This is a genomic window from Halostagnicola sp. A-GB9-2, assembly GCF_030068615.1.
GTDB lineage: Archaea > Halobacteriota > Halobacteria > Halobacteriales > Natrialbaceae > Halostagnicola.
In genome coordinates this window covers 503645-528012 of the sequence record NZ_JASJOC010000002.1, presented here as the reverse complement: position 1 = coordinate 528012, position 24368 = coordinate 503645, and the positions used below count along the sequence as shown (strand labels likewise).

Genomic DNA, 24368 nt, shown 5'->3' with positions numbered 1-24368 from the left:
TCGAGCTTCGTAATAAAGTGGATGCTACGAGGACAGGTAATTATGGCGTCGCTACTTGTAGAGACACGTATTAGCGAGAGCCACAGCGGAACGGCCGATTTGGGGCCGTTTGCGGAACAGCAGCGACTGTTCAAGCTGCTGTCACAGGATACGCGTCACCTCATCATCCAGGAGCTTCTGGGTCATCCCGCCCACCTTATGTCTCTCGCCGAACTCGAGTATATGATCGGGAAGAGCCAGGCAGCCATCAAAGACCAACTGGAGACGCTGATCGAGGCCGGAATCCTCGCACGCTATACGCACGAACCGAGCGAGGAGAAACGCGCTCTTGCCTCACAGTTCTACGGCTTCACGGAGCGAGGCGTCGAGATTCTTCACGAGTACAAGTATCTGCGCGGCCTCCCAGTCGCCCGCGCCCTCTATGAGAAGACCCGCAAAACCGAGAAAATTGAACGCCACGAGTCGGCACCGCGCCCTAAGCTTCCCGAAACTGTTGGGAAAGCACTCGAGTTCGACGAGCCAGATCTTGATCCCGTTGACTAGGATATCGATCGTGTATTCCGCTCCATAAGAGATGGTTTCCTCGAGGGTGGTTCGGCTCAGTAGCTGTGAACGGTTATTTTTCACGCACCGACCACCGAACTCTCTCGGTGTTTCGAACCGAATAACATAACAGGAGAGTTGAGAATCAGTACCTAATGCGGATCCTTCGTATTGCACAGAAGATCTATCCGGACGTAAAAGGCGGCGGTCCCTACCACGTCCACGCGATGAGTCGCGATCAGGCCGCGATGGGCCACGACGTGACGGTGGCGACGGTTCGAACCGATCCCGAGTTACCGCACGTCGAAGAACGGGACGGGTATACTCTGGTTCGATACGATCCGGCTGTGAAGCTGTTGGGCAACGATATCAGTCCGGGGCTGGCGCGGTATCTGGCTGGAGCCGACGATTTCGACGTGATGCACGCTCACTCCCATCTGTACTTCGCGACGAACCTGGCCGCGTTGAAGCGATTTGTGGGAGATATTCCGCTCGCGATCACGAACCACGGGCTGTACTCACAGAACGCGCCACAATGGGTGTTCAACCTGTACCTGCGGAGTCTCGGACGGTGGACGTTCAACCGGGCCGACGTGGTGTTTTGTTATACTGAGACCGATAAACGGCGGGTACGGGAGTTCGGCGTCTCGAGTCGGATCGAGGTCGTTTCGAACGGGATCGATACGGAGCGGTTCACGCCGACCGGTGCGGAGAGTGAACGGATTACATCGACGGGACCCGCGCTGTTGTTCGTCGGCAGATTGGTCGAGGGGAAGCGACCCGAAGATGCAATTCGTGCGCTGGTCGACGTTCTGGATCGCTATCCCGACGCGACGCTATCTCTGTGCGGGTCCGGCGCGTTACGCGAGGAGTTAGAGACGCTGGCAGCCGAGTTGGGGATTCGTGACTCCGTGCAGTTTCTCGGGCACCTTTCCTACGACGAGATGCCGAAGGTGTATCGGAGCGCGGACGTTCTCGTCCTTCCGAGTCGCGCCGAAGGGCTCCCGCGGACCGTCCTCGAAGCCCAGTCCTCGGGAACGCCCGTGGTCGCCTCGAACCTCGAGCAGATCTCGAGCGCGCTCGGCCCGAACGGGCGGACGTTCGAGATCGGTGATGTGGATGGGTTTTCGAGCAGGCTTCTCGAGTCGCTCGAGGCCGGTGGGTCGGCTGACGGAGGGTCACAGGCATGGACGGAGACGGTGGACCGGACAACGGCGGTGCTGGCGTCGATTGTGGAGTGAATTTTGCCTGCTTGAATGTTGGCGTGCGTTTCGGTGTTACTCGAGTTGGAGTGTGTCTTATCCGAGTTGGAGTTCGTTGCCCTCGAGTTGTCCCGTCGTGACCCGTCTCACTCCCCATTTTCCTCACCCTCCGTTCGGTCGCGTTCCCAGCGCTCGAAGGCAGCCGGCTCCGGGCCGAGAGCCGACCGCGTCCCGCTCCCGCTTCGTCGAACCATCGGCACGTCCGCGTCGGATCGAAGCTCGCGCTCGATGCACTCGACTTCCGCACAAATCTCTCGGAGATGACGCGCGACGACGCGGGTCTCGAGACTCTCGTCGGCTCGGACATCCTCGAGGAGTCGCCGCGCAGTTCGATCGATGGTCTCGAGGCGGTCGCTATAGGACCCGCGGTCGGTATCTGTGTGGTGGGCTGTATTGGTGGTCGTGTCTGTATCGTTAGTGGTGTCTTCGTCGGCTCGAGTCGATTTGGTTCGGTCGGGAGTTTCAAGTTCCCGTGAATCGTCATCTGACATGGCTTCCGTAGTGTGGTTACGGGAGCTTCTCGCGGACCCGGTGTCTCCATCACCGGGTCACGTTTCATTCGTGGATCGTTACGTGATCCAGTATCCCGTTGTTCCCAATTATATTTCTTATAGACATAAAACTATGCTTTACATTTTCAGCACTCTGTAATAGATATCTATGGATATGCTTCAGCGTAGATTGATTGCACTCCCTTTAGCAGTGCTATACAGATGCGAAAGCGAGCCGAGTGGATGACACGGGCGGACGACGAAATTCTCGAATACCTCGAGTCACACGGGGCTGGGACACCCAAGTCTATCGCGGACGAAATCGATCGCAACAACGACTACATCGGAGTGCGTTGTCGGAAACTCGCTTCGTACGGGCTGGTGAAGAAACCCTCTCGAGGGTTCTACGTTCTCTCTGACTCCGGTGGAGAGTATCTCGAGGGCGAACTCGATGCAAGCGAACTCGCGGACACGATATAACTTATAATAGCCCCAAGGTGCTCGAGAGCTGTGACTCGTTGTCGTTCGAGAGGGCTCCACTCTCTCGTTATCAAGCGAGCCCTTCGGGTTCACGGACCTATCGGATCTTCGATCCCGCTTCGCGACGAACGGTGCTTGCGCCTTTCGAACCACGCTCCTCGCGTCGTTGCGGTGGTTGTTCGGAAGACGAGCGGAAACGAGTCTCTCGGCGTTCGGCTTACCATCGTCTCGCACCTCTCGAGCTCGTCGTCCCTTTCTGGCCCACCCGGGTGTTGGTTGGCGGGCTGGATCGCGGCGGTGGTCGAGTACGCTGTACGAGTAGGGCTCTCTAGCAGTAGTTCAGAGACGTACGACTCGGTACTGTGGGAATTTGATGCCACGCTCGAGTTAGCGGACGGTGTGATGGTGAGACTCACGAACATCGACAACTGAGTTTATATATCGAAAGATCGTCGAGATTAATTCGGATACAAGAGACGAAATGCTAATTCAATTCAAGAGCCACATTTCAGGTCACTCAGTACAGACTCGGAAGATGTCACGAACGAGATGAATGTCGGGTCGGTAAGTACAGGGACTGCAAGTATCGGAAGTTCGATCGCCCATTATATCCTTGGGGATGGGTCGTCCACCGATGACATTGATATCCCAGACAGCACGGAGACGGACCTTTATTGGAAACGAGAATATTTCGATGAATTAGGCAGTATGGGACCTGATGACGTAGTTTGGACAGCCAATGAAGCGGGAAAGTATCTATTCAGAATTGATCTGAGGCTCAGGCCACTAAATGGGAGTGATACAGAAGGGCGGATATATTGGAACAGCGACGATGCCATCACATCATCGTTTGAGCACGCCCCTGTCAATCTCATTGGCCAAGGTGGATTCACGGGAGGGGAGCGGTCGATCTTGATTGAACTACCAGAAAATGGAGAAGTGTCATTCGCAACCCGGCATACAAGTGGAGAATCGGAGACTGCCATTTGGCACACTCGATTATTAATCAACAAGGTGGGATGAAAATGAAAGCATACAAAGTCAGAGACGCTGACGGCACAGTTATCGCACAATATTACAGCGTATCAGAACCATCTCAACCATCGGACTGGGACGGTGAGTGGAACGTCGAAAACGTCAGTCTGGACGACCTCAACACCGAACCCGTCGAGTGGTGGGACGAACAGTTCTGATTAATCATCAATCAAGTGAATACACCATAAGTATTATTGGGTATTGATGTAAACTGGATTGAAATGGGTCATTCAAGACATCTTTCTGGGTGCCAGTCCCTAGCGGACTTCTCAGGAATAACCGTTATCGGAAGTCCGCTGCACAAATCGTCAGGGCGACTCCTCTCAAGCTATCAGAAAGACTCTCTCGATGCCTTCATTGACTCCGAACGCCGCTGGTCGATGGGCGACTACATGGTCGTGGATTCGTCTGCTGAATCCTGTGATACTCGAATTATTACAGCACCTGGTTTCTCCGGCCAATTCTATCACGCAGAAGGGAAGGAGGTATTCGTATCCAATTCGATGAGCGAGATAGCGTCGATAGCTGACGCAGAACTCAACGAACACCATGTCCTGAACTATCTCCAGAACGGGACGACACGGACGCCACAATGTAGCACGCTATTCAGTGGGACATCTAGACTCCCACCAGCGGCAGTATGTGAGATAACGGGAACAGACGTCTCGACGCGGTCATATCTTCAGCGTACGCCAAACGATCTTAGCGTCGAAGAAGCCCTCGCTGAGATTGGTGCCAGACTTAGCAAGACCGTTTCTGGGCCGTTGTATGTGATGTTCTCCGGTGGCGTTGATAGCCTTCTCTACCTCCTCTTATTCGATCAAGTCTATGATGACGTTGTCCCGGTAACGTTCGGTATTGAGTCGCCAACGAACGGGCCGGCAGCCCACCAACTCAACGAGAAGTTAAATCTTGATGTCGAATTCGTCGATCATGAATACCCATTCATAGACACCGGAGTAATCAATCATATTGAGTCAACGATGCGAGACCGTCTTGTCAATCCTCGCAACCCACATTTCGGCTTCACGTCCGAACTGGTCTCAGACGGTGTTATTGTCTCTGGACAAAATATGGATGCAGCAATGACTATCAATATGGGAACGCCTGGCGTTCATCTGTCGTTGCCAGAGGCTCCTCTCTACAAACGATGGTATCGGGCAACTCGACTAGCCCTCTCCAATCTCCGATACACCGATTTCTATATCAATCGAACGGGTTCAAATAGCTTGTTTAGACATCTCACAACTGTCCGACAGGAACGAAAGTTCGTCCCTGGCTCTGGAGGATTCGTGTTGGGGATGCAAAGCACTGGAAAGCCAAGTGTGATACAGACAGATAACCTATCAGAACATCTTCTTGACAGCGTCTGGCGTCCGGACGTTAAGGAATTGCTGAACTTCACACCGACTGACGACAATCTTGAATCGATAGAACTATTAAATTTCTATCACTACTCTCGAAGTTGCCAAGAGACCATCACCGGAACCGGAACTCCCGCATCTGTTCCCGTCCACTTACCGGTGATGTGGGGTCCGATGCAATCGGCATTGTTTGGGTCAGGAACTCCAATTACAGATGTATTAAACCCAAAACGAGAACTATACAACCTCGTTGAAGAACTTACTGGCAGTTCGTACCGAGAGTTGGTTACCCGAGATGGACTTTTCCGAAATAGAGAGACCAGTACCCGATCGCCACTCGTAGATCGACACGAGGATAAACTAACACAAAACCAATCCCTTGTATACGAAGAAGCGACCTTAGATGAATTGTTAAACCAGGTTGAGTCAATACTTGAACAGGTCCAAGTTAATCCATCTTCTAACAGGTCCATCAACCGTCTGTTAAACATTGAGTTGCTCCTCCATGCTACACGTTGAGTAATGACGCATATACATAATGCTGACTGTTGACAAACAGGTTATTTTGATGTGGAGCTATCGCTATTAGTTAGTAAGAAAATTAAGGAATTTTTTGCAGACACATATCCCCTGCTCCCTTTTAAGTGCGCTACCATCACTCGAGTTCGATCATATTTCCCTTGAGGACGTCTTCTTCCTCGACTTCAACCGCGTCGTCGCCGATTGTGTACTCGCCGTCGTATGGGACCGTCACCTCGAGGGTGCCGTCCTCGGGCTCGACCTCGCGTTCGTAGGTGATGGCCTCGTCGCCAATCGTTTGTTCGGTGGTGACCGTGACTTCTGATTCGGAGTCGGTGGTGGTCTGGATGGTTGCCCCGGGGACGATGGCGAAGGCCGTGGCGTCTTCGTTGGCCTCGAGGAGTTTGTAGTGAGAGAGCGCGTCGGCTTCCTCGTTGCCGGTCCCGAGGTTCTCGTGGAGCTGTGATTGGGTCGTGTTTTGGGGAACGTCATCATCGGTTCCGGTCATCACGACGTAGCCAATATTATCTCCTTCGAACTGCTCGTACCAGCCGTCCGGATCACCGTCGGTCTGGAAGTCCTGGAAGTTATTCATCGCGTAGCCGTACCCCCTCGCCTCACCGTTTACCAGGTAGTTGTACATCCGGCTGTCCGGCCATTCGCTTAGGACAAAATTCTCGGGATACTCGCGGTCGACCGCTTCCGCGTGGTCGTCGATTACCATCGTTGCTTCGTATTGGCCGTCGGTGTGTGCCGTCTGGGCGACCAACGACGGCACGAAGATCAAGCTCATTCCGCAGACGATCAGCGCGATCAGTGCAAGGTGAAAAACGGTCGAGAAATCGCTGGGGAAAACGATGCTCGCTTCCTCGTCGGTGCCGCCGTTCGCTCTTAGCCCATTGGTTTGTGATGGGAGTCGACTCGAGCGGCCACCGGCTTTGTCCTCGCGGAACGGGGCGGGCACTCGAGCGAGGTCGACCCAGGCGATCATGTGGACGAGGCCGAGTCCGCCCAGTACCGAGAGCGGGACTGCTAGCTGGGCGGCGAACCGGACCTGAAAGGCCGCCATAATGATCCAGAAGACGACGTAGACGCTGAGAAGCAACCAGGCGGGCTCGTACCGTTTGTACGCTACCCAGCAGGTCCAGATGAGGACCGCGAGCGCGACGTAGAACTGGATGCCGAGCTGTGACAACGGGCCGTGGATGACGGCGAGGTCAGCCGAGAACAACGAGGCGGATTCGGTAAACCCCTCGCGAAGAAGGAGATTATCCGCACGCTCTCGAAGTCCCGCCCAGTCTTCGGGCCGGATCTGTTGAAAGAGGAAGACGCCAACTCCAGCGAGGAGTGCCTCGAGGCCGACTAATGCGCTAGCGGGCCATTTGACTCGAGCCCAGAATTCGGTGAGTGCCATAACGCCGAGGGTGCCAAGAACGGTGAGAATCGGTACGATCGCGACGAATGTGTCCTGCCAGCCCCAGCGGAAATGGAGAAAAGCCGTGAGGGCGCTGGCGACGATGAGACCTCCGACGACCGGAATATTTGCTCCGGTTGGGGAGACGCCCTCTCGAGCGTCCAAAGCGACCTTGAGGCTGATGTAAGCCGCCGCAGGAACGAACATCACGATGGAGCCGCCCCAGGCGAGCGAGGAGAGACTCAGACCGAATCCGAGTGCAAGTGCCCCGACCCACGTCCAGGGAGAACGGAGATGATTTCGAAGCGGTGTCGTGAGTCTCGAGTCTGGCTCGTCGGTATGGGCGTGTTTTCTGCGACGCTGCAGGTCGACGGCGAGCCAGGCGAACGCGACCAGTGTAACGCCGAGCCAGAGATACTGGTGAAGTCGATGCTCGAGGAACCCGATCCCCGAATAGACGGCGTGAACTGGTGTCAACGCCAGCAGGATGACCGAGGCAATCCCTACGCGGACATCATCAGTGACGATGACCGCGAGCCAGTAGATGAGGAGTCCGAGGATGAGTGTCGCGACGACGGGCAACCACGCGGCAACCATGTCCGCGGCCCACTGGTTGCCACCGAGGAGTTCGGCAAGAAACCAGTTTGCGGCGTGGGTGAGCGGGCGCGTGTTTGTGGCGTCACCAGGCATGTCCGCGAGTAATCCGAGATCTGCAATCCCGTTCGATTCTGCAAGTAGTTCGTCCATCTGGTACCGGTAGTAGTAGGGATCGTTTCCCGGTGAGAGGACATCGTCACCCCGGAGAACGGATTGAATATTGAGGATTCGCATAAAGAATAGGAAGATCAAGGATCCAAAGACGGCTATCACCGTGCGGCTATCGAAGCCGGTTATACTCGGGAATTCAAAACTGGTTCCGGTGGAGTCGGTGTCCTGTGAAAGGGATTCTCCGTTGAGCCCTGCTCGAACTCCTTTTCGACTCGAGACACGGTACTCACCGTCGGTTTTCGTTACGAGGTTTCGGGAGACGAGTTCGCCGAAGGTTCCCGAATCAACAGGGAGATCTTCGAACGTCCACGTCTCGTGGTTCGCGTCGGTCTCGAGGAGTATCTCGAGGGTTTTCTCGCCGTCGGCTCGTTCCTCGCGGTAGGCAACTGCCGCATCGGCGACCTCGGCGGCGTCTCCGGCCATTACACCGTACGTCCGAGTGTGGCTTGATTATGTTTTCGTTCTACTAGGCTTTTCGAGAGGAAGTTGGGACAATTCGGTCCCTGAAAGCGGAGCCGCTTGAGGTGATTAGGACATTTGTCGATTTACTTCGTAGCTACTTGATTGGTGTGTCGTGATGAACACGCTCGGTACGTGTTCGCAAGTACAAAACGAGACAGTCACTGTGCTGGATCGAGACGGTGGAACGAACGACGAATGCGTTGAGAGAGACTCGAGAGTTAGCAATCAGTTGCGGGAGTGAGGTTTTGTGGTTAGTTGCTTCTTTGATTGCTTTGATTTTGTCTCTTTTGTTGGACATTGGTGGTGAGATAATCGAGTTTAGCCAACTTGGTCAAATTTCGGCAGTTTCCAATAGGTTGATGTATGGGCTGTGCAACTGACCAAACGATGATTACAGGTCAAAACGTTCTTCTCACGGGTGGTGCAGGTTCGGTTGGCCGGACACTTATTCCCCGGTTTTTGAATCAGGATCCAAACGTTCTCAGGCTATTGGATAATAACGAATCAGGGCTTGCAGAAATCCGATCGGCAATCGATGATGATCGATGTCGGTATCTTGCAGGTGATGTTCGAGACAAGGATCGACTTTCTCGCGCAATGGAAAACATCGATATTGTCGTTCATACAGCTGCAATGAAACACGTCGATGTTTGTGAATACAACCCGTTTGAGGCTGTTAAAACGAATACACTTGGACTTCAGAACGTGGTTGATGCGGCGATTGATGCCAATGTCCAGCGTGTCGTCTTTACCAGCAGTGACAAGGCTGTAAATCCAGCGAACACGATGGGAACGACGAAACTCCTTGGGGAGAGACTCATTACGGCAGGAAACAACCATCGTGGTGATCGAGACTTACGGTTCGCATCAGTCCGTTTCGGCAATATAATTAATTCTTCGCAGTCAGTCATTCCGATTTTCACTGAACAGATTCGAGAGGGCGGCCCCGTCACCCTTACCGATGAACGAATGACTCGTTTTTTCCTCACCTACAATGATGTGTTCGGCCTGGTCTCACAAGCGATCGAGAAAATGCAGGGTGGTGAAGTATTCGTTTACAAGATGCCAGCGATCAAGATCGAAGATCTCGCCGAGGCAATGATCGAGATCCTCGCACCAGAATTCGGTTATGATCCCACAGAAATCGATATCGATGTGATCGGTCGCCGGCCCGGTGAAACCTTCCACGAAGAGATCATGACGAGCCGTGAAACAAGACGTGCATACGAAAACGAGTCGATGTATGCAATTCAACCGGAAATGGACGCGTTCCAAACAGAGCGACACACGATCGGATTCACGGATTCCTCGGAGATCACACTGTCGTCGGAAAATGCTCCTAAACTTTCGACAGACGAGATTATCGAACTGTTGGACGAAAACGGTGCGCTGGCTGCAGCAGGTGCACCGATTTCTACGACTGATGGTGCGCTAGAGCCGTCGTCGGAAGAGCAAAGTGCCACCTTCGACGAAGAGACCTATATAGACCAATAATGAGCAAGACCATTGTCGTTACTGGTGCAGCAGGATTTATCGGTCGCTGGGTCGTGCGTGAACTGCTCGAGCGTGGCCATACCGTTCGAGGACTGGACGACTTCTCGAACGGCTCATACCGAAATATTGCAGCGTTCGAGGACCACGAGCGATTTGATCTTGTTGAAGGCGATGTCTGTGATCGAGAGATTGTCGTAAACCGTTTCGATACGGGTGTCGATGCCTGTATCCATCTCGCTGCGGAAATCGACGTCCAGGAGAGTCTCGACGATCCGGACGCACATTTCGAGTCCAATCTCATCGGCACGCAGAACGTCCTCGAGGCCTGTCGGCAGACCGAGACACGACTCGGGCTGGTCGGTACGTGCATGGTGTACGACATGGTCGACTCCGAAGATGGGATCAGCGAGGACCATCCCGTGAAGCCGGCTTCACCATACGCGGGATCGAAACTCGCCGCGGAAGACCTCGCTGAAGGATACTATCATGGGTACGATCTGCCGGTGACGATTCTCCGACCGTTCAACACGTACGGCCCGTATCAGAAGACGGGAATGGCAGGCGGTGTCGTGTCGATCTTTACGAATCTCGACCTTCAGGATAAGACCCTGAAAATTTTCGGCGACGGCACGCAGACACGCGATCTGCTGTACGCGACTGACTGCGCTCGATTTATCGTCGAGGGGACGTTCTCGGACGACGCCGTTGGTGAAGTATTGAACGCCGGGACCGGCTCGGACATCTCGATCAACGAACTGGCAGAGACGGTTGCAACCGAGGGGACTGACATTACCCACGTCGAGCATCACCATCCACAGAGCGAGGTGCAGAAACTCCTCTGTGATCCGTCCAAAGCCGAAGCGATGCTCGGCTGGGAACCGCAAGTATCTCTCGAGGAGGGAATCGATCGACTGCGCGACTGGCTTCGAGAACAAAACGAGGCCAATGTCTGAGGTGCCAGCGTACTACGGTGGTGAACCGGTTCGAGAGACGGTCCTCGGCTATGGCAGCCAGAGTATTACCGACCGGGAAAAAGAGGCTGTTCTGGAGGCTCTCGAGGGAGATTACATTACGCGTGGACCGACAGTAGACGAGTTCGAAGCGCGGGTTGCAGACATGGTCGGCGTCGAACACGCAGTCGCGACGACATCGGGAACGACGGCGTTACATCTGGCGGGGAAGGCTGCTGGCTTCGGTCGGGGTGACGACGTGATCACTACGCCGCTGACGTTCGTCTCGACGGCACACACGGCGACGTACAACGACGCAACGCCAGTGTTTGCCGATATTGATCCACATCGGCGCACGCTCGATCCGAATGCAGTTCGAGAGCAGGTGACCGAGGACACGGTTGGACTCGTTCCGATGCACTATTCCGGTCACCCAGCTGATATTGACGGATTGCTCGAAGTTGCCGACGAGTATGATCTCACGGTCATCTGGGATGCGTGTCACGCCTTCGGTGGCTCCTGGCGCGGCGAAGCGATCGGTGCCCAGCGCGACATGGCGGTGTTCAGCTTCCATCCAGTCAAGAACATCACAACAGGCGAGGGTGGCATGATCGTGACCGACGACGACGAGCTGGCGGAACGATGTCGCCGGCTGCGCTCGTTCGACATGGAGTACAGTCCCGACGGGCACGATGACGAGCCGTGGTATCAGGTATCCGAGGATGTTGGGTACAACTACAACGTCACCGACCTGCAGGCGGCGCTTGGTCTGGCGCAACTAGATCGGCTCGAGGAATTCAAACAACGGCGAGATGAGATCATCGCACAGTACGACGAGGCGCTAGCTGGGATCGACGGCGTTCGGACGCCTCCGGAGCCACTTGAGTCGGATCCGATGTATCACCTCTACGCGGTCGAAGTGAACGAGGAATTCGGATGTGATCGCAAGACGTTCGTGAATGCAATGCACGCCGAGAATATTGGCGTCCAGGTACACTACGTGCCGTTGCACTATCATCCGCATCTCCAAACCGAGTTTGGATACGAACGAGGGATGTTTCCCGAGACCGAACGTGTGTACGAGGGGCTGGTGAGTCTGCCGTTACACGCCGAGATGACCGACGAGGATGTGTACGATGTTGTGACGGCGATCGAAACGCTCTCGGACTCTCATCGGGAGTAGGTGCGTTTATTTTCCTCCCGGATCGGGATAGGTGCATGGAGACGTTCGATATTGGAAACCGATCGGTTGGGCCAGGCGAACCTACGTACGTGATTGCCGAAGCTGGCTCGAATCACAACGGCGATCTCGAGATTGCCAAAGAACTCATCGATGTCGCTGCGGATGCTGGTGCTGATGCTGTGAAATTTCAGACGTTTCGAGCGGAGGATCTCTATGTCGATGATCGAGAACTAGTCGACGATCCCGCGGAGTCGACATATTCGTTACTCGAAAGTCTTGAACAGCCTTACGAGTGGATCCCCGAACTGTACGAGCATTGCCAGTCGCGGGGCGTGCAGTTTATGTCCTCACCGTTCGACGAGCGCTCTGTGCAGGAGCTCGCCGAGTACGTGCCAGCGTTCAAGGTGGCCTCGTTTACGCTGTCCCATCATCCGTTTCTCGAGGAACTTTCCGAGTACGGTAAACCCGTGATCATGTCGACGGGGGCTCATGAACAGGATGAAGTCGAGGAAGCGGTTGCAGTGCTTCGGGAGAACGGCGTCGAGGACATTGCATTGCTTCACTGCGTTTCGTCGTATCCGACGCCGCTCGAGGAGATCAACGTTCGTGCAGTCGACACGTTAGATCGAGAGTTCGATACTGTGGTCGGGTTCTCGGATCACACGACCGATCCCGCGACTGCTCCCGCTGCCGCCGTGGCGCTCGGTGCATCTGTGGTTGAAAAGCACTTTACTCTCGACAAGGAGATGGACGGGCCGGATCACTCATTTGCGCTTGAACCAACGGGATTGAGGCAGTTAGTCAAACGTGTTCGACAAACGAAACAGTGCCTTGGTAACGGAAACCTCTCTATTTCGGAAGTCGAATCTGATACTGTGAAGCGTGGAAGAAGACGACTTTATGCTGATCAAAGCCTTGGACCTGGTGAAATCATTGAGAAAGATTCTATCAAAATTCTTCGTGCTGGACACGAAAACAGCGAAGGGATATTTTCATCAGAAATAGAAGAGGTAATTGGCTCATGTGTTAAAAAGAGGATAGAACCTGACGAACCAATTCTGTGGAATAATATCGATAATTAGACCCGACTTGCCGGAGTACCTACTACCTTAGCTTCCGCTGGAACATCATCGAGAACAGTTGAGTTCATACCGACGGTCGCTCCTTCTCCAATATTAACGTACTGCCCGATTGCTGCAGCGGGATTAATTCTTGCACCCTCTTCAATTGTGACTCTGCCACCAAGCGTAACATTACAGGAGATCCATACTCGTGGTTTTATGTTTACTCGGTGTCCAACGTGAATCTGATCATCCAATATACATTCCTCACCGATTATAGTGTTATTGAAAACCGATCTATTGATACAACAATTTTGCCCGATTTCTACTTGATTTCCTACTTCAACCCCACCGCGGTACTTGTGGCGATACATTTCATAATCATCACCTTCAACGATACCTACCGGGTCTCCACCGATAGTGGTTCCAGCTCCAATACGGCACTGATCACCTATCTCAACAGTCGATCCAATATATACATTTGGTCCGATTAGGCACTGTTCGCCGATTTCTGCTCCTGATTCTACTACTGCTGAAGAATGTATCTTGGTCTGATTCGGGCTCTGTTTAAAATACTGTTTTACAGCTTTGAGGAACGCAAATTGTGGATCTGAGTGTTGAATGGTAGTCATTCCTTCTGGAGGTGCTACCCCTTCAGAACAAATTATGACCCCTGCAGAACTTTCTAACTCGTCTAAATTAGTCCCTATATAAAATGACATCTCATTATTGTCTGCCCTCGAGATATCATTTACGTCTTCTATATATACGACTGGTCCTTTATGCGGTGCTGATAGATACTCCGCTATCTCTTTTGATTTGACAGCCATTTATCCTAGATTGTCAGTAGGGGCATATAATGTTATTCGAGATGTGATCTCATAAATGTATGACATGTGGTTATCTAGTCTTATTGATTCTATACAATCGTGAATGTAACTATAAAATAGAAACTACTAGATCTGGGATTGGATTTCTTGGAAAATTTGTTCAGTACCATTCCCGTCGATCAATGAGTCATACTTTTCACCGAATCTATGATATGTTGCTGGCGTACACATCATATTTTGAATTCCTTCCACGAGATCCTCCTTGCAGTATTTAACTATTGCCAGCTTGTTTTTCTCGAAAATTTGGGCACTTCTCTTCTGGTTTTTTACGACTGGAATGCCGATAAATGGTGTTTTTGCAGCGAGCAACTCATACGCTGTTGTCCCGAATCCACTTACAGCAATATCTGCGTTTGCCATCCTCGCTGGAAGATCAGGCGGATCTTCAATCAAATCAAATTGACAAGAGATTTCAGACGCAACTGTCGAAATTTCCTCTTGGTTATCATAGCCAGGGCCGATAATAACATCAATTTCTAAATCGTAGCCATTGAACGCACGCATTGCAGTTGGCGTTGTATTTGTTACATCGCTTCCTCCCATTGTGATGAGTGCTGATTCAGGCGATGAACGGTATTTTGGAGACTGTTTTGCAAGCTCTTGAAATTTTTCTTGGAGTAACACATAATCAATGCCAACACACCATGTTGGTTCAGAACCCTGCCACTGATACTCAACATCTGGGCCGAAGAGATTACCGTTTACGAGAATATCACAGCAAAGGTCGTGGCGATCGTCAACCTGAATAACAACAAAACAGTCTGCTACACCAGCTATCGCTTCTTGTGTTGCTGTATCAACATCATAGCAGTCGCTAATGACGATTTCAGTACCAGTGTTTTCAATCCATTCGATAGCATCTTTTTGCGGATGCTGTGCATCTAATTCGTACGTGTTGACTCTTGATGAGCATACATCAACAACTGTCCCCGGTGTTCTCGTGAGGTAGGTCACTTCGTATCCTTCTTCAAGAAATCGATCGGCGAGAACGCCGGAACGGACTAGATGGCCGATTCCCCTTTTAGACCCTCCATCGGCTCTGATTCCTACTTTCATTTGACGGATTTTTGATTAACGTGCTGATTAACGGTTGCAAGATCATGCTCGTCGCTATAGTTGATGACATCGGGGATATCGAGTATGCCATCGAACTCTATCTCTCGATATAGGGTCTCGAGCAACTGATAATCTGCTGGTTTATCAAGCGTGAGCCGAATATCGGTGCGACCCTGAAGCCATGGTTCGTCGAACACCTCATTCGACTCGAGATTGTACAGCTCGAACTCCTCGGGATGTTCCCGGTAATACGGCGTCACGTGCTCGCGGTGGTGGGGGTCGGTCGATTCGACACACACCCGCTCGAAGGACTCAGCGGTGAACGCCTCGCAAGTCAGCCCGCGGGGGAACGTTCGGTCGAACCCAGCGGACACGTACTCGGTATCGCCCTTCTCGATACGACGGATACTGGCATCGATAAATCGCGGGGAGATCAGGGGGCAATCGGCCGTCACTCGAACGATGATTTCCGGGTCGTACTGCTCGAGCGCCTGTTCGAATCGACTCAACACGTCCGATTCGCCCCCTCTGATGACATCTGCACCGAACTCGGGTGCGTACTGTTTGATGACGTCGTCCTGGGGTTTCGTGGAGGTCGCGACGACGACGTTGGTTACGGTGTCGGCGTGACTGACTCGAGTGACGACGTGCTCGAGTGTTGGTCGGCCGTCGAGTGGATACATGACTTTGCCTGGGAGGCGGGTGGAGCCGACTCGAGCTTGGATAACTGTTACTGCTCTCATCGTAGTTGATGAAACAATCCGATCACATATGTCTGATGGTTATTTTGTTGCAGGTTCCAATTTAACCTACCTGCAAGGCACTCACTCTGATTTCATTGTGATCCCTAACTGATCGAAGGTATCGTACAAATTCTGATCAAAGCGACCAACAGCAGGCCCGTATGAAATAACATCGATATCACTTCGAAGCCACTTTGCAGTTAGTAAACTGGTGGATAAATCGCCGATAACTTTATTGAGATCTCCACATTTCATGTATAATATTTCTGCAGGTATCGATTGTGGTATTTCAAATCTTGGATCGAAACCAAACCGGCTCTCGTGTTCTTCCCGTGGATGATATTTAATCGCTGTGTTATTCATGTTATACGTAGCGATCACGTTCTCTAAGGTTCCTTGTTTATACTCATCTGACTGTAGTATTGAAGAGTGGGGCAAAAGGACAACGCTTTCTATTTTCGGAACTGTTTCCAAACTCCATACTTCTTTGAGGTATTGATCAATCCAACCAACATCCTCGAGTAGATTTTCACTGGGTATTTGTTTGTGATCTAATGTTGATAGTTCATGTCTCGTCATTTCAGAGTGCGTTGTCCAAATGGTATCACTATACCCGCCTGTACCGATTACAGTTATCCGTCTCCACCACGGGCCAAAGAAAACTTTTCGAGCAATGATTTCGGTAGTTGACCAATCTCGAGCGGAACCGTTGTAGGCTGCAGACCCGTCTTCAATATATGCTACGTCAACATTGCTTCTCAGTAGAGACAGAAACATCTGGACATCACCAGAGATATCGTTGAAAACAAAAATGGTCTTCACATCATACTCTCTGACTATTTTAAGGACTTTGAATGCAGAGATCGCTTTTAACAGCCGCTTTTTATTTGTGCTCTGTCCATAACTGTTTGAGAGATAGTAGACCTCCTCGAAGGGTGATGAGGGATGTTTCTCGATACACCGTGTGAGAACCGCAACTCCTTCTGAACTTGATCGAACGCAAAGAATATTCTGTTCATCTGGATGTTCACGAGCAACTGCAAATGACAAAAGAATATGGTATGGGGTTGATGAAAAATAGAAGTCCATATAGACACACATAAACATTCAACTAATATATGTTACGATAAGTGTTGCTACCAGTAGACCCGCTTATTGAAGTTGTAGACAGCAAAGTGTATACGAAAGTCATACAGAGTCAAAACCATGACTAAACAAGTTATAATATCTGGGGTATCTATAACTGATTGGATACAGGCAATTAAACAATTATCCGATAGCATTGAACCGTGCTATTGGATATGCAGAGGGGAAATTAAAAACAAAGTCGAAGAACGCTTCCCGAACTGTATCACTCATCAGTCTATTGATTGTATTCAAGGGCGTCCTGTGAAGGAATATGATACAGATGAACCATTTTATCACCCACTTGATAAAGATATATTAGAAGACCATCTTTTTAACGAATCAATTGCTCTAAAAATGATGGACCGGTTAGATACAGGGAATGTAACTAATTCTAATTTCACATATGGTGGACGAATTCGCCACTTTCATCGTATGGTTACGTACTGGGAAATGGTCCTTGATGATCTAAGTCCAGACTTGGCTATTTTCGGAAGTACACCTCACTTAGTATCAGATTATATATTATATAGTTGCTGTAAAAGTCGGGGAATAGATACACTAATATATTCGTCTGTATCTCTTCCAGACCTATTTTATGTAAGAGAGTGTATAGATGGTCCACCAGTGTTGTCTTCAGGTACTATCAAAAACTCAGGAGGAATATCTGACAAAAATGATCGATATATTAATTCTTTAAGAAAAGAATATGAAGAAGCAATTCCAGAATATATGACTGAAAGCCAATCTAATAGCTCAATCATACCATCTCTGGAGGGACTAACAAAAATATCAAAAAGTGTAATCCAGAATGCTATTACAGCATGTGAACCGTTTCCAACAGCGTATGTAAAGGAACATAATAATCAGATCGAGGATTCACGTCTAACGAAATATCAATGGTATTTTTATCGGCTCAAAGCCTGGATCTATAGAAGAAAATTATACAAACACTATAGGAGATATACAATAGATCCAGATATTTCTACGAAATATATATATTTCCCATTACATTACCAGCCAGAAAGAACCACTTCACCGGAAGGTGGTTTATATGTCCATCAATATTTAGCAGTGAATCTTCTATCACAGACACTGCCTAAAACAACGATATATGTCAAGGAACACCCGTCACAGTTTTCAAAAAGAATTAAAGGAGAACAAGGTCGTAGACCCTATTTCTACCAGGATATGTCTAACATACATAATGTGGAACTGGTCCCATTGAAAACACCTGTGTTTGATTTAGTTGACAATTCATGTGCTGTAGCCACAGTTACTGGCACTACTGGTTGGGAAGCTCTTGTGCGAGGGACGCCTGCGTTAGTATTCGGTAATGCTTGGTATCGTAATTCCCCAGGATGTTATCATATTAAGTCCCAGTCTGACCTGATAGAAGCCATAGAGAAAATAAATAGTAGCAGTCGTTCCGGACCAACTATAGAATCAATAAAAAGATTCGCATCTAAAATGGAAGAAATATGTTACCAGGGATACATAAAGCCGTACGAGGGGGACAATACTCAGGAGAATTCGTCTGTATTAGCCAATTCAATTATCGACAATTATTGAAGGTTGGATAGGACTGCTCTTTCAAACTCAGATGTAAGTACGTTCTGTGTATAATATTCTTCAACAAGGTCACGGCTAGCCCTACCAAAATCCGTCCTTCTCGTCGAATCATCCGCCAATATCCGAATCGATCTACTATATCCTTCTACATCGTTCGTCTCGTGGAGGTAGCCATGTTCGCCATCTGTAATGTTGTACTCGATACCCCCAACAGCGCTTCCAATAATGGGAAGGTCTGCAGCCATCGCTTCGATAACGGTCATACAGAGTCCCTCTCTACGTGATGGTTGAATATAGATGTCCAGGGTATCTAAAAACGAGGGTACGTTTTCGACCTCACCAACGAGTTCTATATTATCGAGACCTTCTGCCCGAATTAGATCTTCAAGTTCGGTGCGAAGGGGCCCATCACCAGCAACCCGAAATAGAATACTCTCATCGGAGAGTTCGTCAGCAACCTCAATGAGAGTACGATAATTTTTTTGTGGCACCAACCTCCCAACACTTCCGACGACTACCGTGTCTCTGTCTCGATGGGATCGAGAATTATAATTCTCTAAGTCCACACCTGCAATTGGGACTGTCTGTACGAAGTTCTCATCCACGTCGAACTCGCTTCGGTACATCTCTGCAACCGGCTCCGAATCAGCAAGGACGACATCGCTTAACCGATTCGTGATCCCGATCACCTGTTTCCGCCGCTTCGTTTTGAAAATCTCGTTATGTTGCCATGTTGCGACAACTGCATCCCTATTTACTATCCCGGCCAACCTCGAGAGAACAACAGCGTGGAAGAGTGAACCGACAATAACGTCTGCCGCTCTTGTTTTTGAAATCGCGGTTACTATGTCTCGGGTACTTTCGTCTTTAATATCAATCACGGTCACGTCATCCGGGATTCGTTTGACAAACGCGCCATTGCTTCCGTTGAGCGAAACAACCGTGACATTGTATTTTTCAGCATCTAACCCATCCAACAACCGACACATTCCCACCTCAGCACCACCTGTATCGAGTGCGTTGATAATATAGACAAGAGAGATTGGTTCCTGATGTTTTTCGCTCTCATTCATTTGAAACGTGACTACTACGCTTACTTACTTCAGAGACTCGAAACAGACGACAGAGCAAAATAACGCAGGTATTTTATCGCGTTGGTGCCCACAACCCGATTAATGGTGATCTTAGCAGTTATTGTTTTTTCCTTGGCGTTAGCCCTTCTTGTGAGGAAGTATCCGGATCCCTTTTATGGGTTGGTTGCTGTCATCGCCTATTTCGGTCATTTGTTCGTCGCCTTGGTTGTTCTTCAATGGGTACCATACAATTGGGACATCGGTAGTTTCCATAGCGCAGGGGTTGATCTGATACAGGGATCACTTCCAACTGCGTCGACCACGGTCACGTCCTTCGGCACGTTTCAGGGACTCCTCTACGTCGCCTTCGGCGTCAACACGACCGTCGTCTCTATCGCCAACAGCTTCATCGCGGTCCTAATCCCAATTCCCGTCGTCTACCTGGCGTCGAAACTGTACGGCGATATCCTCACCAGTACGCGTGGCCTCGTCGCCCTGGTGTTGTTCCTCCCGCTGCCGTTTTTCTTCCTCACGATTCCGATGCGTGACGCCCTCTCGACGTTTACTGTTCTCTGTACGCTCGCACTGATCGTTCACGTCCTTTCGACCCGTGACGTGTTGATGGGGCTTCCGCTGGCCTGCTTGCTCGCCGTAACCTACCTTCTTCGACCCGAGTGGGGAATGGTGCTCTTTCTCGGATTCTTGGCAGGAGCTACGATCGTCCTGTACAATACGTTCGAGATCCAGACGAGCTATCCAACACTACTCGCGACGGGCGGGCTTCTCGGCGGCCTCGGATTCGTTCTCTTTGCCGAGTTCATGTACTCGTTCGACCGTGTCAACGCCGAACTCTCCTATCGATCTAGCGGCGGTGCTGTTTACCTCGAGGGGATGCAGTACTCCTCCTGGCTCGACTTCCTCGTCGCCGCTCCAGGCCGAGCGATCTACTTCCAATTCGCGCCGTTCCCGATGCACATCGAGACGGTGTATCACGCACTCGCGTTCATCTCGACAGTGTACATCGTTGTCTTCGTCATTTCCGCTGCCCGATCGCTGTACGTGTGTGAAACCGACGAAGTCGTACTCGTTATACTCCTCGTCGTCTATCTCGCCGGTATTACCGGCTATGGGCTCATCAACTCTAACTTCGGAACGAACGTCCGGCACAGAATCCCGTTTACGTTTTTACTGCTCGTCTTCGCCGCGCCGGTGATCCAGCGCTGGGAGCTATCCGTTCGTCACCGGCTCAGTGTATGGCCAGACGAGAACCAACAACACGGTCCCAAGCAACGCGAAGCTGAGAAACTGGATGGTGACGTGTAGTCCCGACATCAGTATCCGAGCGAGGCTCACTAACACGAACAAAATTGCGCCCGACAGGAGCACACGCTGGTTGGAAAGTGCGGACCCGAGCGGACTCGAAGCGGCCCGTCCCCAGATGGATGCGATTCCTTTGCAGAACAGAGAGTTTGAGACAATGATTTGGAGGGGTACGCGGGATTCGTCATCTGCTTCGGAATCGTTCCCTGTTTCGGAGTTGTGCTTGTCTATCGGCAGAGCAATCGCCTGATACAGATGCGATTTCTTCAGTGCACGTTTCAGAACGGAATCCGCTGCCATGATATCACTGTTCCCGACTGTTCTCTTAGCGGTTACGGTCGGGTATGTCGAACCGAGTCGGGTTTCAGTACGAACTCGCGAGCTCGTTCCGGCAAGACATCGCAGGAGAGCCAGTTACCGTCTGGGGCAGGCCAACACGCACACTCTTTCTAATGTCACGTCGATTGTAGCGAATACAGCTGCGAGTACTGCCCATCATTAGAAACCAGGTTTCCGTGTGGCCCCGATTCGACGATCTCGCCGTCTTTCATCGCGTAGATACAGTCCGCGTTCGTCACTGTCGACAGACGATGGGCGATGACCAACATCGCGTACTCCCGATCCATAGCCTCAATTCCCTCGTGGACTTCTTTCTCGAGCGACGTATCCAAATCACTCGTAGCCTCGTCCAAAATCAACAGATCGGCGTCCTTCAACAACGCTCGAGCGATCGCGACCCGCTGGCGTTGTCCGCCGGACAGTTTCACGCCCTGATCGCCGAGTTCCGTGTCGTATCCGTCGGGGAGGTCCTCGAGGAATTCGGTCACCTGTGCGATCTCGCAGGCTTCTTCGATCTCAGCTTGGGACGCATCACGGTTCCCGACCGTCACGTTTTGGCGAAGCGTATCGTTGAACACGTGTGGATCCTGTCGTACGATGGTCACTCGAGACCGCCAGTCTCGGATATCGAATTCGTCTATCGGAACTCCATTTGCTGTGATGTCACCGTCAGTCGGTTCGTACATCCGTGCCAACAGTGACGCAATTGTCGATTTTCCAGCGCCAGATGGTCCGACAAATGCAACGAATTCTCCCCGATCAAACCCGAACGAAACGTCGCGAAGGACCGTCTCGTCGTCCGGATTATAGCTGAAGCGCACCTCGTTAAATTCGGTTCGTTCGATCGGAGTTGGCACCTCTTTTGCGTCAATATCTGGTTCACTGTTGTGCTCCAGTTCGTCGATAAACTCCTGTGTTCGGACCAGATGCGGCAGCTCACTCTCAACACGATACACGTACTTATTGAGATTACTGACTTTCGGCCCGAGTTGGAACATCGCAAACAGGAAGACGCCCAATTGACTGAGATTCATCGCTGAAAAGGTGAGAGCAAGATAAATCAGAACAAAAACTGTCACCGCAGTCGTGAGCTGGTAAAAGTTGGTAATCGCTGCACTATTGCGTTGGACTTTGATTCGGTTCGTTTCGAACTTCTCAGCAGATTTAGAGAAACCGCTTCGAAGTTCGTCAACGATACCAAACAACTTCACTTCTCTCACACCCTGGGTTCCAGCCTGAGCATTCGACTGAATGCCCTCCTTCGCATCGGCAACTTTGTCCCCGAGTGAATACCCGGTATCGAGAACGGACCGGAACAGAATCGTCACGCCACCCAACAAGACGATCGTGAAAACAGTCAGCGAAGGTGAGAGAATCATCGCGATCGCCAGATACATTGCCGCTAACAGTCCCTGTTCGATGACGTTGATTACATACCTGATGACTTTCCCTGCGTATTCCGCTTGCGTTACGATTGCGTTGAGAATATCATCGGACCCCTCCTCATCGAAGTACGCGATTTCGGCATCGAGTGCGTGGTTAAACGCTTCTTCTTGTAAATGTCGAACATACTTCGTCTCGATCGCCGCTCGAAGCCATCCTACTAAAAAGGAGGTCGTGTACCGAACGGTCATGATCACTGCGACGCCAGTAACAAGGTAGCCGAGGGAGAACGGGATTCCAAGAAACTCGTAGACAGTCAAAAACGCCTCGAGAATCCCATCCGCATCCTCCGGTTGGCCACCGGACTCCGCAACCTCGACGATCGGCATCAGGAAACTCAGCCCGATCCCCTCGAGCAGTGCCGCAATCACAGCCAACACGATAACGCCGGCTGCGAAGAACGGCTGGAACGTCGCGACTCGATACAGGGCCTGGCCTTTTTCGCGCCAGGTCAGATCTAGGGTGCCGTCATCAGTCTCGGACATTGGAAGAGAGCTACCCGCGCGGGGTCGCACGAGTTGAATTAATCGATATTCGCGTATCGCAGTATAAAGTCTCGTCGTTCTTTTTGGGATTGAAACGAGAAGGGGGAATCCTACCGAATTGTAATTCCAGAAACGATTCGACTACTCGAGCAAGTTTCCACTCACTCGACAGCCACAGGGGTTGGCTTCGTGGTCGTGCGGACCGCGACTCGTGACGAGAAGTACGGGCTCACCACAGCGGGGACAGAGCGGAAACGGACAGTCGTCCTCGCTCTGCTCTTCGCCCTCACTCATCGCGACGCACCCGTGTTTCGTCGGGAGTCACAACCAGCGGAATCCCCTGCACCTCGAGTCGGACTTCAATTGACTGATCGGCAGAACAAACCAACCGCTCGAGTGCCTCCGGATCGAATTCGGTTCCGAGCTGGTAGGCGTCTCGAGCAAGCCCATGTTCCTCGAGGGTCCGCACGATATCCACAACAAGAGTATCAGTAGTTGCGGTCATGCCTCAGCAACCCTCGTAGCGTACCGAGAGCGTGCGGCAGTGGTTCGACTTCGATTCGTCTGTCGGACGGGATGTTTAAGCCCGCGGAGAAGATATCCAATCATGGCAACCGATCCTTCATGGGGTTGGAAGCCACGTCTCGGGTGTCATGAGCACCCGGGGCATTTCAACGGAAACGCCCATCTGCGCTATTCATGGCTTCCGTTTGACCTAATGCCCTGTAGTGTCATATAACTACTGTTATCGGTTGGAAATTATCTCTCGAGAACAGCCATTCGAGTCCGAATCGTCGACAACAGAAAGTTAGTCCTCTGACTCAAGTTCCGAAACGTCGAGGTTGCCTGCCAAATAAGCTTCTCCGTTCGAACTGATCGCATAATAGCCAGCCTCGTCGACTTTCTCGATCAGGCCGTAGTCCTCGAGGACACCCAATCGTTGCCGAACCGTCGAGTAGCCGATCTCGTGGCCGTGGCGATTGAGATTCCGATAGAGTGGCTTCGCTGGTAGTTCGAGATCGTGCTCAGCGAGGAACTCGAGGATGAGCCCGTCTTTCAACGACATCCATTCTGGTCGAGGACGCATTCGGAGCAGTGGTCCCACCGACGCGCATTAACTTGATTTGGTTTTGTGATATCGTAGCTCATTCAGTACCTAATAATAGCGTAAATACGCTAGTCTATAAGTGGGTGGGATTTGTTGGGCAACTGTACGGAAGCTACCGCTCGGACTCATCGCTCAACAGTCCAGATAACGGACTGGTGTTAGCCCCACCAGTCCGCGAAAAGCTCCCG

Annotated in this window: 22 protein-coding genes; 11 read left to right on the top strand and 11 right to left on the bottom strand. The window is 51.3% G+C overall.

The features are described from left to right. The first annotated feature begins 42 nt into the window (after nt 1-42). On the top strand, nt 43-543 hold the full coding sequence (locus QNM96_RS08005; protein WP_283835557.1) for an ArsR family transcriptional regulator: 501 nt from the start codon (nt 43-45) through the stop codon (nt 541-543). A 155-nt stretch (nt 544-698) separates the two neighbouring features. Next, nucleotides 699-1784 (top strand): glycosyltransferase family 4 protein, encoded by a 1086-nt coding sequence (locus QNM96_RS08000; protein ID WP_283835556.1) that lies wholly within the window; start codon nt 699-701, stop codon nt 1782-1784. 107 nt (nt 1785-1891) lie between these two features. Here the strand turns inward: QNM96_RS08000 and QNM96_RS07995 are convergent, their stop codons facing one another. Then, on the bottom strand, nt 1892-2296 hold the full coding sequence (locus QNM96_RS07995) for a hypothetical protein (RefSeq protein WP_283835555.1): 405 nt from the start codon (nt 2294-2296) through the stop codon (nt 1892-1894). Between the two features lie 243 nt (nt 2297-2539). Between QNM96_RS07995 and QNM96_RS07990 the strand changes: the two genes are divergently transcribed. The 3 genes from QNM96_RS07990 (at nt 2540) to QNM96_RS07980 (ending at nt 5694) form a co-directional block, all read left to right on the top strand. Next, nucleotides 2540-2776, top strand: coding sequence for a hypothetical protein (locus QNM96_RS07990; RefSeq protein WP_283835554.1), 237 nt, complete (start codon nt 2540-2542; stop codon nt 2774-2776). Between the two features lie 1025 nt (nt 2777-3801). After that, nucleotides 3802-3969 (top strand): hypothetical protein, encoded by a 168-nt coding sequence (locus tag QNM96_RS07985; protein ID WP_283835552.1) that lies wholly within the window; start codon nt 3802-3804, stop codon nt 3967-3969. A 36-nt stretch (nt 3970-4005) separates the two neighbouring features. Beyond that, nucleotides 4006-5694 carry a hypothetical protein gene (locus tag QNM96_RS07980; RefSeq protein WP_283835551.1) on the top strand — a complete coding sequence of 563 codons (1689 nt, stop codon included), beginning with the start codon at nt 4006-4008 and terminating at the stop codon, nt 5692-5694. Nucleotides 5695-5830: 136 nt separating this feature from the next. Here QNM96_RS07980 and QNM96_RS07975 read toward each other — a convergent pair whose 3' ends face one another. Next, nucleotides 5831-8299, bottom strand: a complete 2469-nt coding sequence (locus tag QNM96_RS07975; RefSeq protein WP_283835550.1) for an MFS transporter — start codon at nt 8297-8299, stop codon at nt 5831-5833. A gap of 426 nt (nt 8300-8725) precedes the next feature. Here QNM96_RS07975 and QNM96_RS07970 point away from each other — a divergent pair, with 426 nt between their 5' ends. From QNM96_RS07970 to QNM96_RS07955, 4 genes are read left to right on the top strand one after another with little or no spacing between them, the layout of a single operon-like run. Beyond that, on the top strand, nt 8726-9832 hold the full coding sequence (locus QNM96_RS07970; RefSeq protein ID WP_283835549.1) for an SDR family NAD(P)-dependent oxidoreductase: 1107 nt from the start codon (nt 8726-8728) through the stop codon (nt 9830-9832). Then, nucleotides 9832-10785 carry a GDP-mannose 4,6-dehydratase gene (locus QNM96_RS07965; protein ID WP_283835548.1) on the top strand — a complete coding sequence of 318 codons (954 nt, stop codon included), beginning with the start codon at nt 9832-9834 and terminating at the stop codon, nt 10783-10785. The genes QNM96_RS07970 and QNM96_RS07965 overlap by 1 nt, the downstream gene beginning before the upstream one ends. Further along, nucleotides 10778-11965, top strand: a complete 1188-nt coding sequence (locus QNM96_RS07960; RefSeq protein ID WP_283835547.1) for a DegT/DnrJ/EryC1/StrS family aminotransferase — start codon at nt 10778-10780, stop codon at nt 11963-11965. The genes QNM96_RS07965 and QNM96_RS07960 overlap by 8 nt, the downstream gene beginning before the upstream one ends. Nucleotides 11966-12000: 35 nt before the next feature. Further along, complete coding sequence (locus QNM96_RS07955) at nt 12001-13047, top strand: N-acetylneuraminate synthase family protein (RefSeq protein ID WP_283835546.1); 1047 nt, start codon at nt 12001-12003, stop codon at nt 13045-13047. Here the strand turns inward: QNM96_RS07955 and QNM96_RS07950 are convergent. From QNM96_RS07950 to QNM96_RS07935, 4 genes are all read right to left on the bottom strand, one after another. Beyond that, nucleotides 13044-13856, bottom strand: coding sequence for a hypothetical protein (locus tag QNM96_RS07950; protein ID WP_283835544.1), 813 nt, complete (start codon nt 13854-13856; stop codon nt 13044-13046). The two genes, QNM96_RS07955 and QNM96_RS07950, sit on opposite strands and share 4 nt — an antisense overlap. 126 nt (nt 13857-13982) lie before the next feature. Then, nucleotides 13983-14972 (bottom strand): UDP-2,4-diacetamido-2,4,6-trideoxy-beta-L-altropyranose hydrolase, encoded by a 990-nt coding sequence (gene pseG / locus QNM96_RS07945; RefSeq protein WP_283835543.1) that lies wholly within the window; start codon nt 14970-14972, stop codon nt 13983-13985. Beyond that, nucleotides 14969-15715 (bottom strand): glycosyltransferase family protein, encoded by a 747-nt coding sequence (locus tag QNM96_RS07940; protein WP_283835541.1) that lies wholly within the window; start codon nt 15713-15715, stop codon nt 14969-14971. The genes pseG and QNM96_RS07940 overlap by 4 nt, the downstream gene beginning before the upstream one ends. Before the next feature lie 81 nt (nt 15716-15796). Continuing rightward, nucleotides 15797-16804: a glycosyltransferase family 52 gene (locus QNM96_RS07935; RefSeq protein WP_283835540.1), complete on the bottom strand. Its 1008-nt coding sequence runs from the start codon at nt 16802-16804 to the stop codon at nt 15797-15799. A 117-nt stretch (nt 16805-16921) separates the two neighbouring features. Here QNM96_RS07935 and QNM96_RS07930 point away from each other — a divergent pair, with 117 nt between their 5' ends. Then, nucleotides 16922-18412, top strand: coding sequence for a hypothetical protein (locus QNM96_RS07930; RefSeq protein WP_283835539.1), 1491 nt, complete (start codon nt 16922-16924; stop codon nt 18410-18412). On the opposite strand, the gene QNM96_RS07925 is transcribed toward QNM96_RS07930, so the two are convergent. Continuing rightward, entirely contained in the window at nt 18406-19485 is a 1080-nt protein-coding gene (locus tag QNM96_RS07925) for a glycosyltransferase family 4 protein (RefSeq protein WP_283835538.1), read from the bottom strand. The genes QNM96_RS07930 and QNM96_RS07925 overlap by 7 nt on opposite strands. A gap of 222 nt (nt 19486-19707) precedes the next feature. Here QNM96_RS07925 and QNM96_RS07920 point away from each other — a divergent pair, with 222 nt between their 5' ends. Next, the gene (locus tag QNM96_RS07920; RefSeq protein ID WP_283835537.1) at nt 19708-20808 is read left to right on the top strand and encodes a hypothetical protein; all 1101 of its coding nucleotides are present in this window, start codon (nt 19708-19710) and stop codon (nt 20806-20808) included. Nucleotides 20809-21260: 452 nt separating this feature from the next. On the opposite strand, the gene QNM96_RS07915 is transcribed toward QNM96_RS07920, so the two are convergent. From QNM96_RS07915 to QNM96_RS07900, 4 genes are all read right to left on the bottom strand, one after another. After that, nucleotides 21261-23072 carry an ABC transporter ATP-binding protein gene (locus tag QNM96_RS07915; RefSeq protein WP_283835536.1) on the bottom strand — a complete coding sequence of 604 codons (1812 nt, stop codon included), beginning with the start codon at nt 23070-23072 and terminating at the stop codon, nt 21261-21263. 141 nt (nt 23073-23213) lie between these two features. Then, on the bottom strand, nt 23214-23366 hold the full coding sequence (locus tag QNM96_RS07910) for a hypothetical protein (RefSeq protein WP_283835535.1): 153 nt from the start codon (nt 23364-23366) through the stop codon (nt 23214-23216). Beyond that, on the bottom strand, nt 23359-23577 hold the full coding sequence (locus QNM96_RS07905; RefSeq protein WP_283835534.1) for a hypothetical protein: 219 nt from the start codon (nt 23575-23577) through the stop codon (nt 23359-23361). The genes QNM96_RS07910 and QNM96_RS07905 overlap by 8 nt, the downstream gene beginning before the upstream one ends. Before the next feature lie 303 nt (nt 23578-23880). Continuing rightward, nucleotides 23881-24138 (bottom strand): winged-helix domain-containing protein, encoded by a 258-nt coding sequence (locus QNM96_RS07900; protein ID WP_283835657.1) that lies wholly within the window; start codon nt 24136-24138, stop codon nt 23881-23883. Between the last annotated feature and the right edge of the window lie 230 nt (nt 24139-24368).

Excerpts from the sequence above, each read along its gene's own strand:
- QNM96_RS07995 (WP_283835555.1), bottom strand. The coding sequence starts at position 2,296 with ATGTCAGATGACGATTCACGGGAACTTGAAACTCCCGACCGAACCAAA.
- QNM96_RS07975 (WP_283835550.1), bottom strand. The coding sequence starts at position 8,299 with ATGGCCGGAGACGCCGCCGAGGTCGCCGATGCGGCAGTTGCCTACCGC.
- QNM96_RS07900 (WP_283835657.1), bottom strand. The coding sequence starts at position 24,138 with ATGTCGTTGAAAGACGGGCTCATCCTCGAGTTCCTCGCTGAGCACGAT.
- QNM96_RS07925 (WP_283835538.1), bottom strand. The coding sequence starts at position 19,485 with ATGAATGAGAGCGAAAAACATCAGGAACCAATCTCTCTTGTCTATATT.
- QNM96_RS08000 (WP_283835556.1), top strand. The coding sequence starts at position 699 with ATGCGGATCCTTCGTATTGCACAGAAGATCTATCCGGACGTAAAAGGC.
- QNM96_RS07940 (WP_283835541.1), bottom strand. The coding sequence starts at position 15,715 with ATGAGAGCAGTAACAGTTATCCAAGCTCGAGTCGGCTCCACCCGCCTC.
- QNM96_RS07935 (WP_283835540.1), bottom strand. The coding sequence starts at position 16,804 with ATGGACTTCTATTTTTCATCAACCCCATACCATATTCTTTTGTCATTT.
- QNM96_RS07990 (WP_283835554.1), top strand. The coding sequence starts at position 2,540 with ATGACACGGGCGGACGACGAAATTCTCGAATACCTCGAGTCACACGGG.
- QNM96_RS07905 (WP_283835534.1), bottom strand. The coding sequence starts at position 23,577 with ATGACCGCAACTACTGATACTCTTGTTGTGGATATCGTGCGGACCCTC.
- QNM96_RS07985 (WP_283835552.1), top strand. The coding sequence starts at position 3,802 with ATGAAAGCATACAAAGTCAGAGACGCTGACGGCACAGTTATCGCACAA.
- QNM96_RS07965 (WP_283835548.1), top strand. The coding sequence starts at position 9,832 with ATGAGCAAGACCATTGTCGTTACTGGTGCAGCAGGATTTATCGGTCGC.
- QNM96_RS07960 (WP_283835547.1), top strand. The coding sequence starts at position 10,778 with ATGTCTGAGGTGCCAGCGTACTACGGTGGTGAACCGGTTCGAGAGACG.
- QNM96_RS07950 (WP_283835544.1), bottom strand. The coding sequence starts at position 13,856 with ATGGCTGTCAAATCAAAAGAGATAGCGGAGTATCTATCAGCACCGCAT.
- QNM96_RS07910 (WP_283835535.1), bottom strand. The coding sequence starts at position 23,366 with ATGAGTGAGGGCGAAGAGCAGAGCGAGGACGACTGTCCGTTTCCGCTC.
- QNM96_RS07970 (WP_283835549.1), top strand. The coding sequence starts at position 8,726 with ATGATTACAGGTCAAAACGTTCTTCTCACGGGTGGTGCAGGTTCGGTT.
- QNM96_RS07930 (WP_283835539.1), top strand. The coding sequence starts at position 16,922 with ATGACTAAACAAGTTATAATATCTGGGGTATCTATAACTGATTGGATA.
- pseG (WP_283835543.1), bottom strand. The coding sequence starts at position 14,972 with ATGAAAGTAGGAATCAGAGCCGATGGAGGGTCTAAAAGGGGAATCGGC.
- QNM96_RS07955 (WP_283835546.1), top strand. The coding sequence starts at position 12,001 with ATGGAGACGTTCGATATTGGAAACCGATCGGTTGGGCCAGGCGAACCT.
- QNM96_RS08005 (WP_283835557.1), top strand. The coding sequence starts at position 43 with ATGGCGTCGCTACTTGTAGAGACACGTATTAGCGAGAGCCACAGCGGA.
- QNM96_RS07915 (WP_283835536.1), bottom strand. The coding sequence starts at position 23,072 with ATGTCCGAGACTGATGACGGCACCCTAGATCTGACCTGGCGCGAAAAA.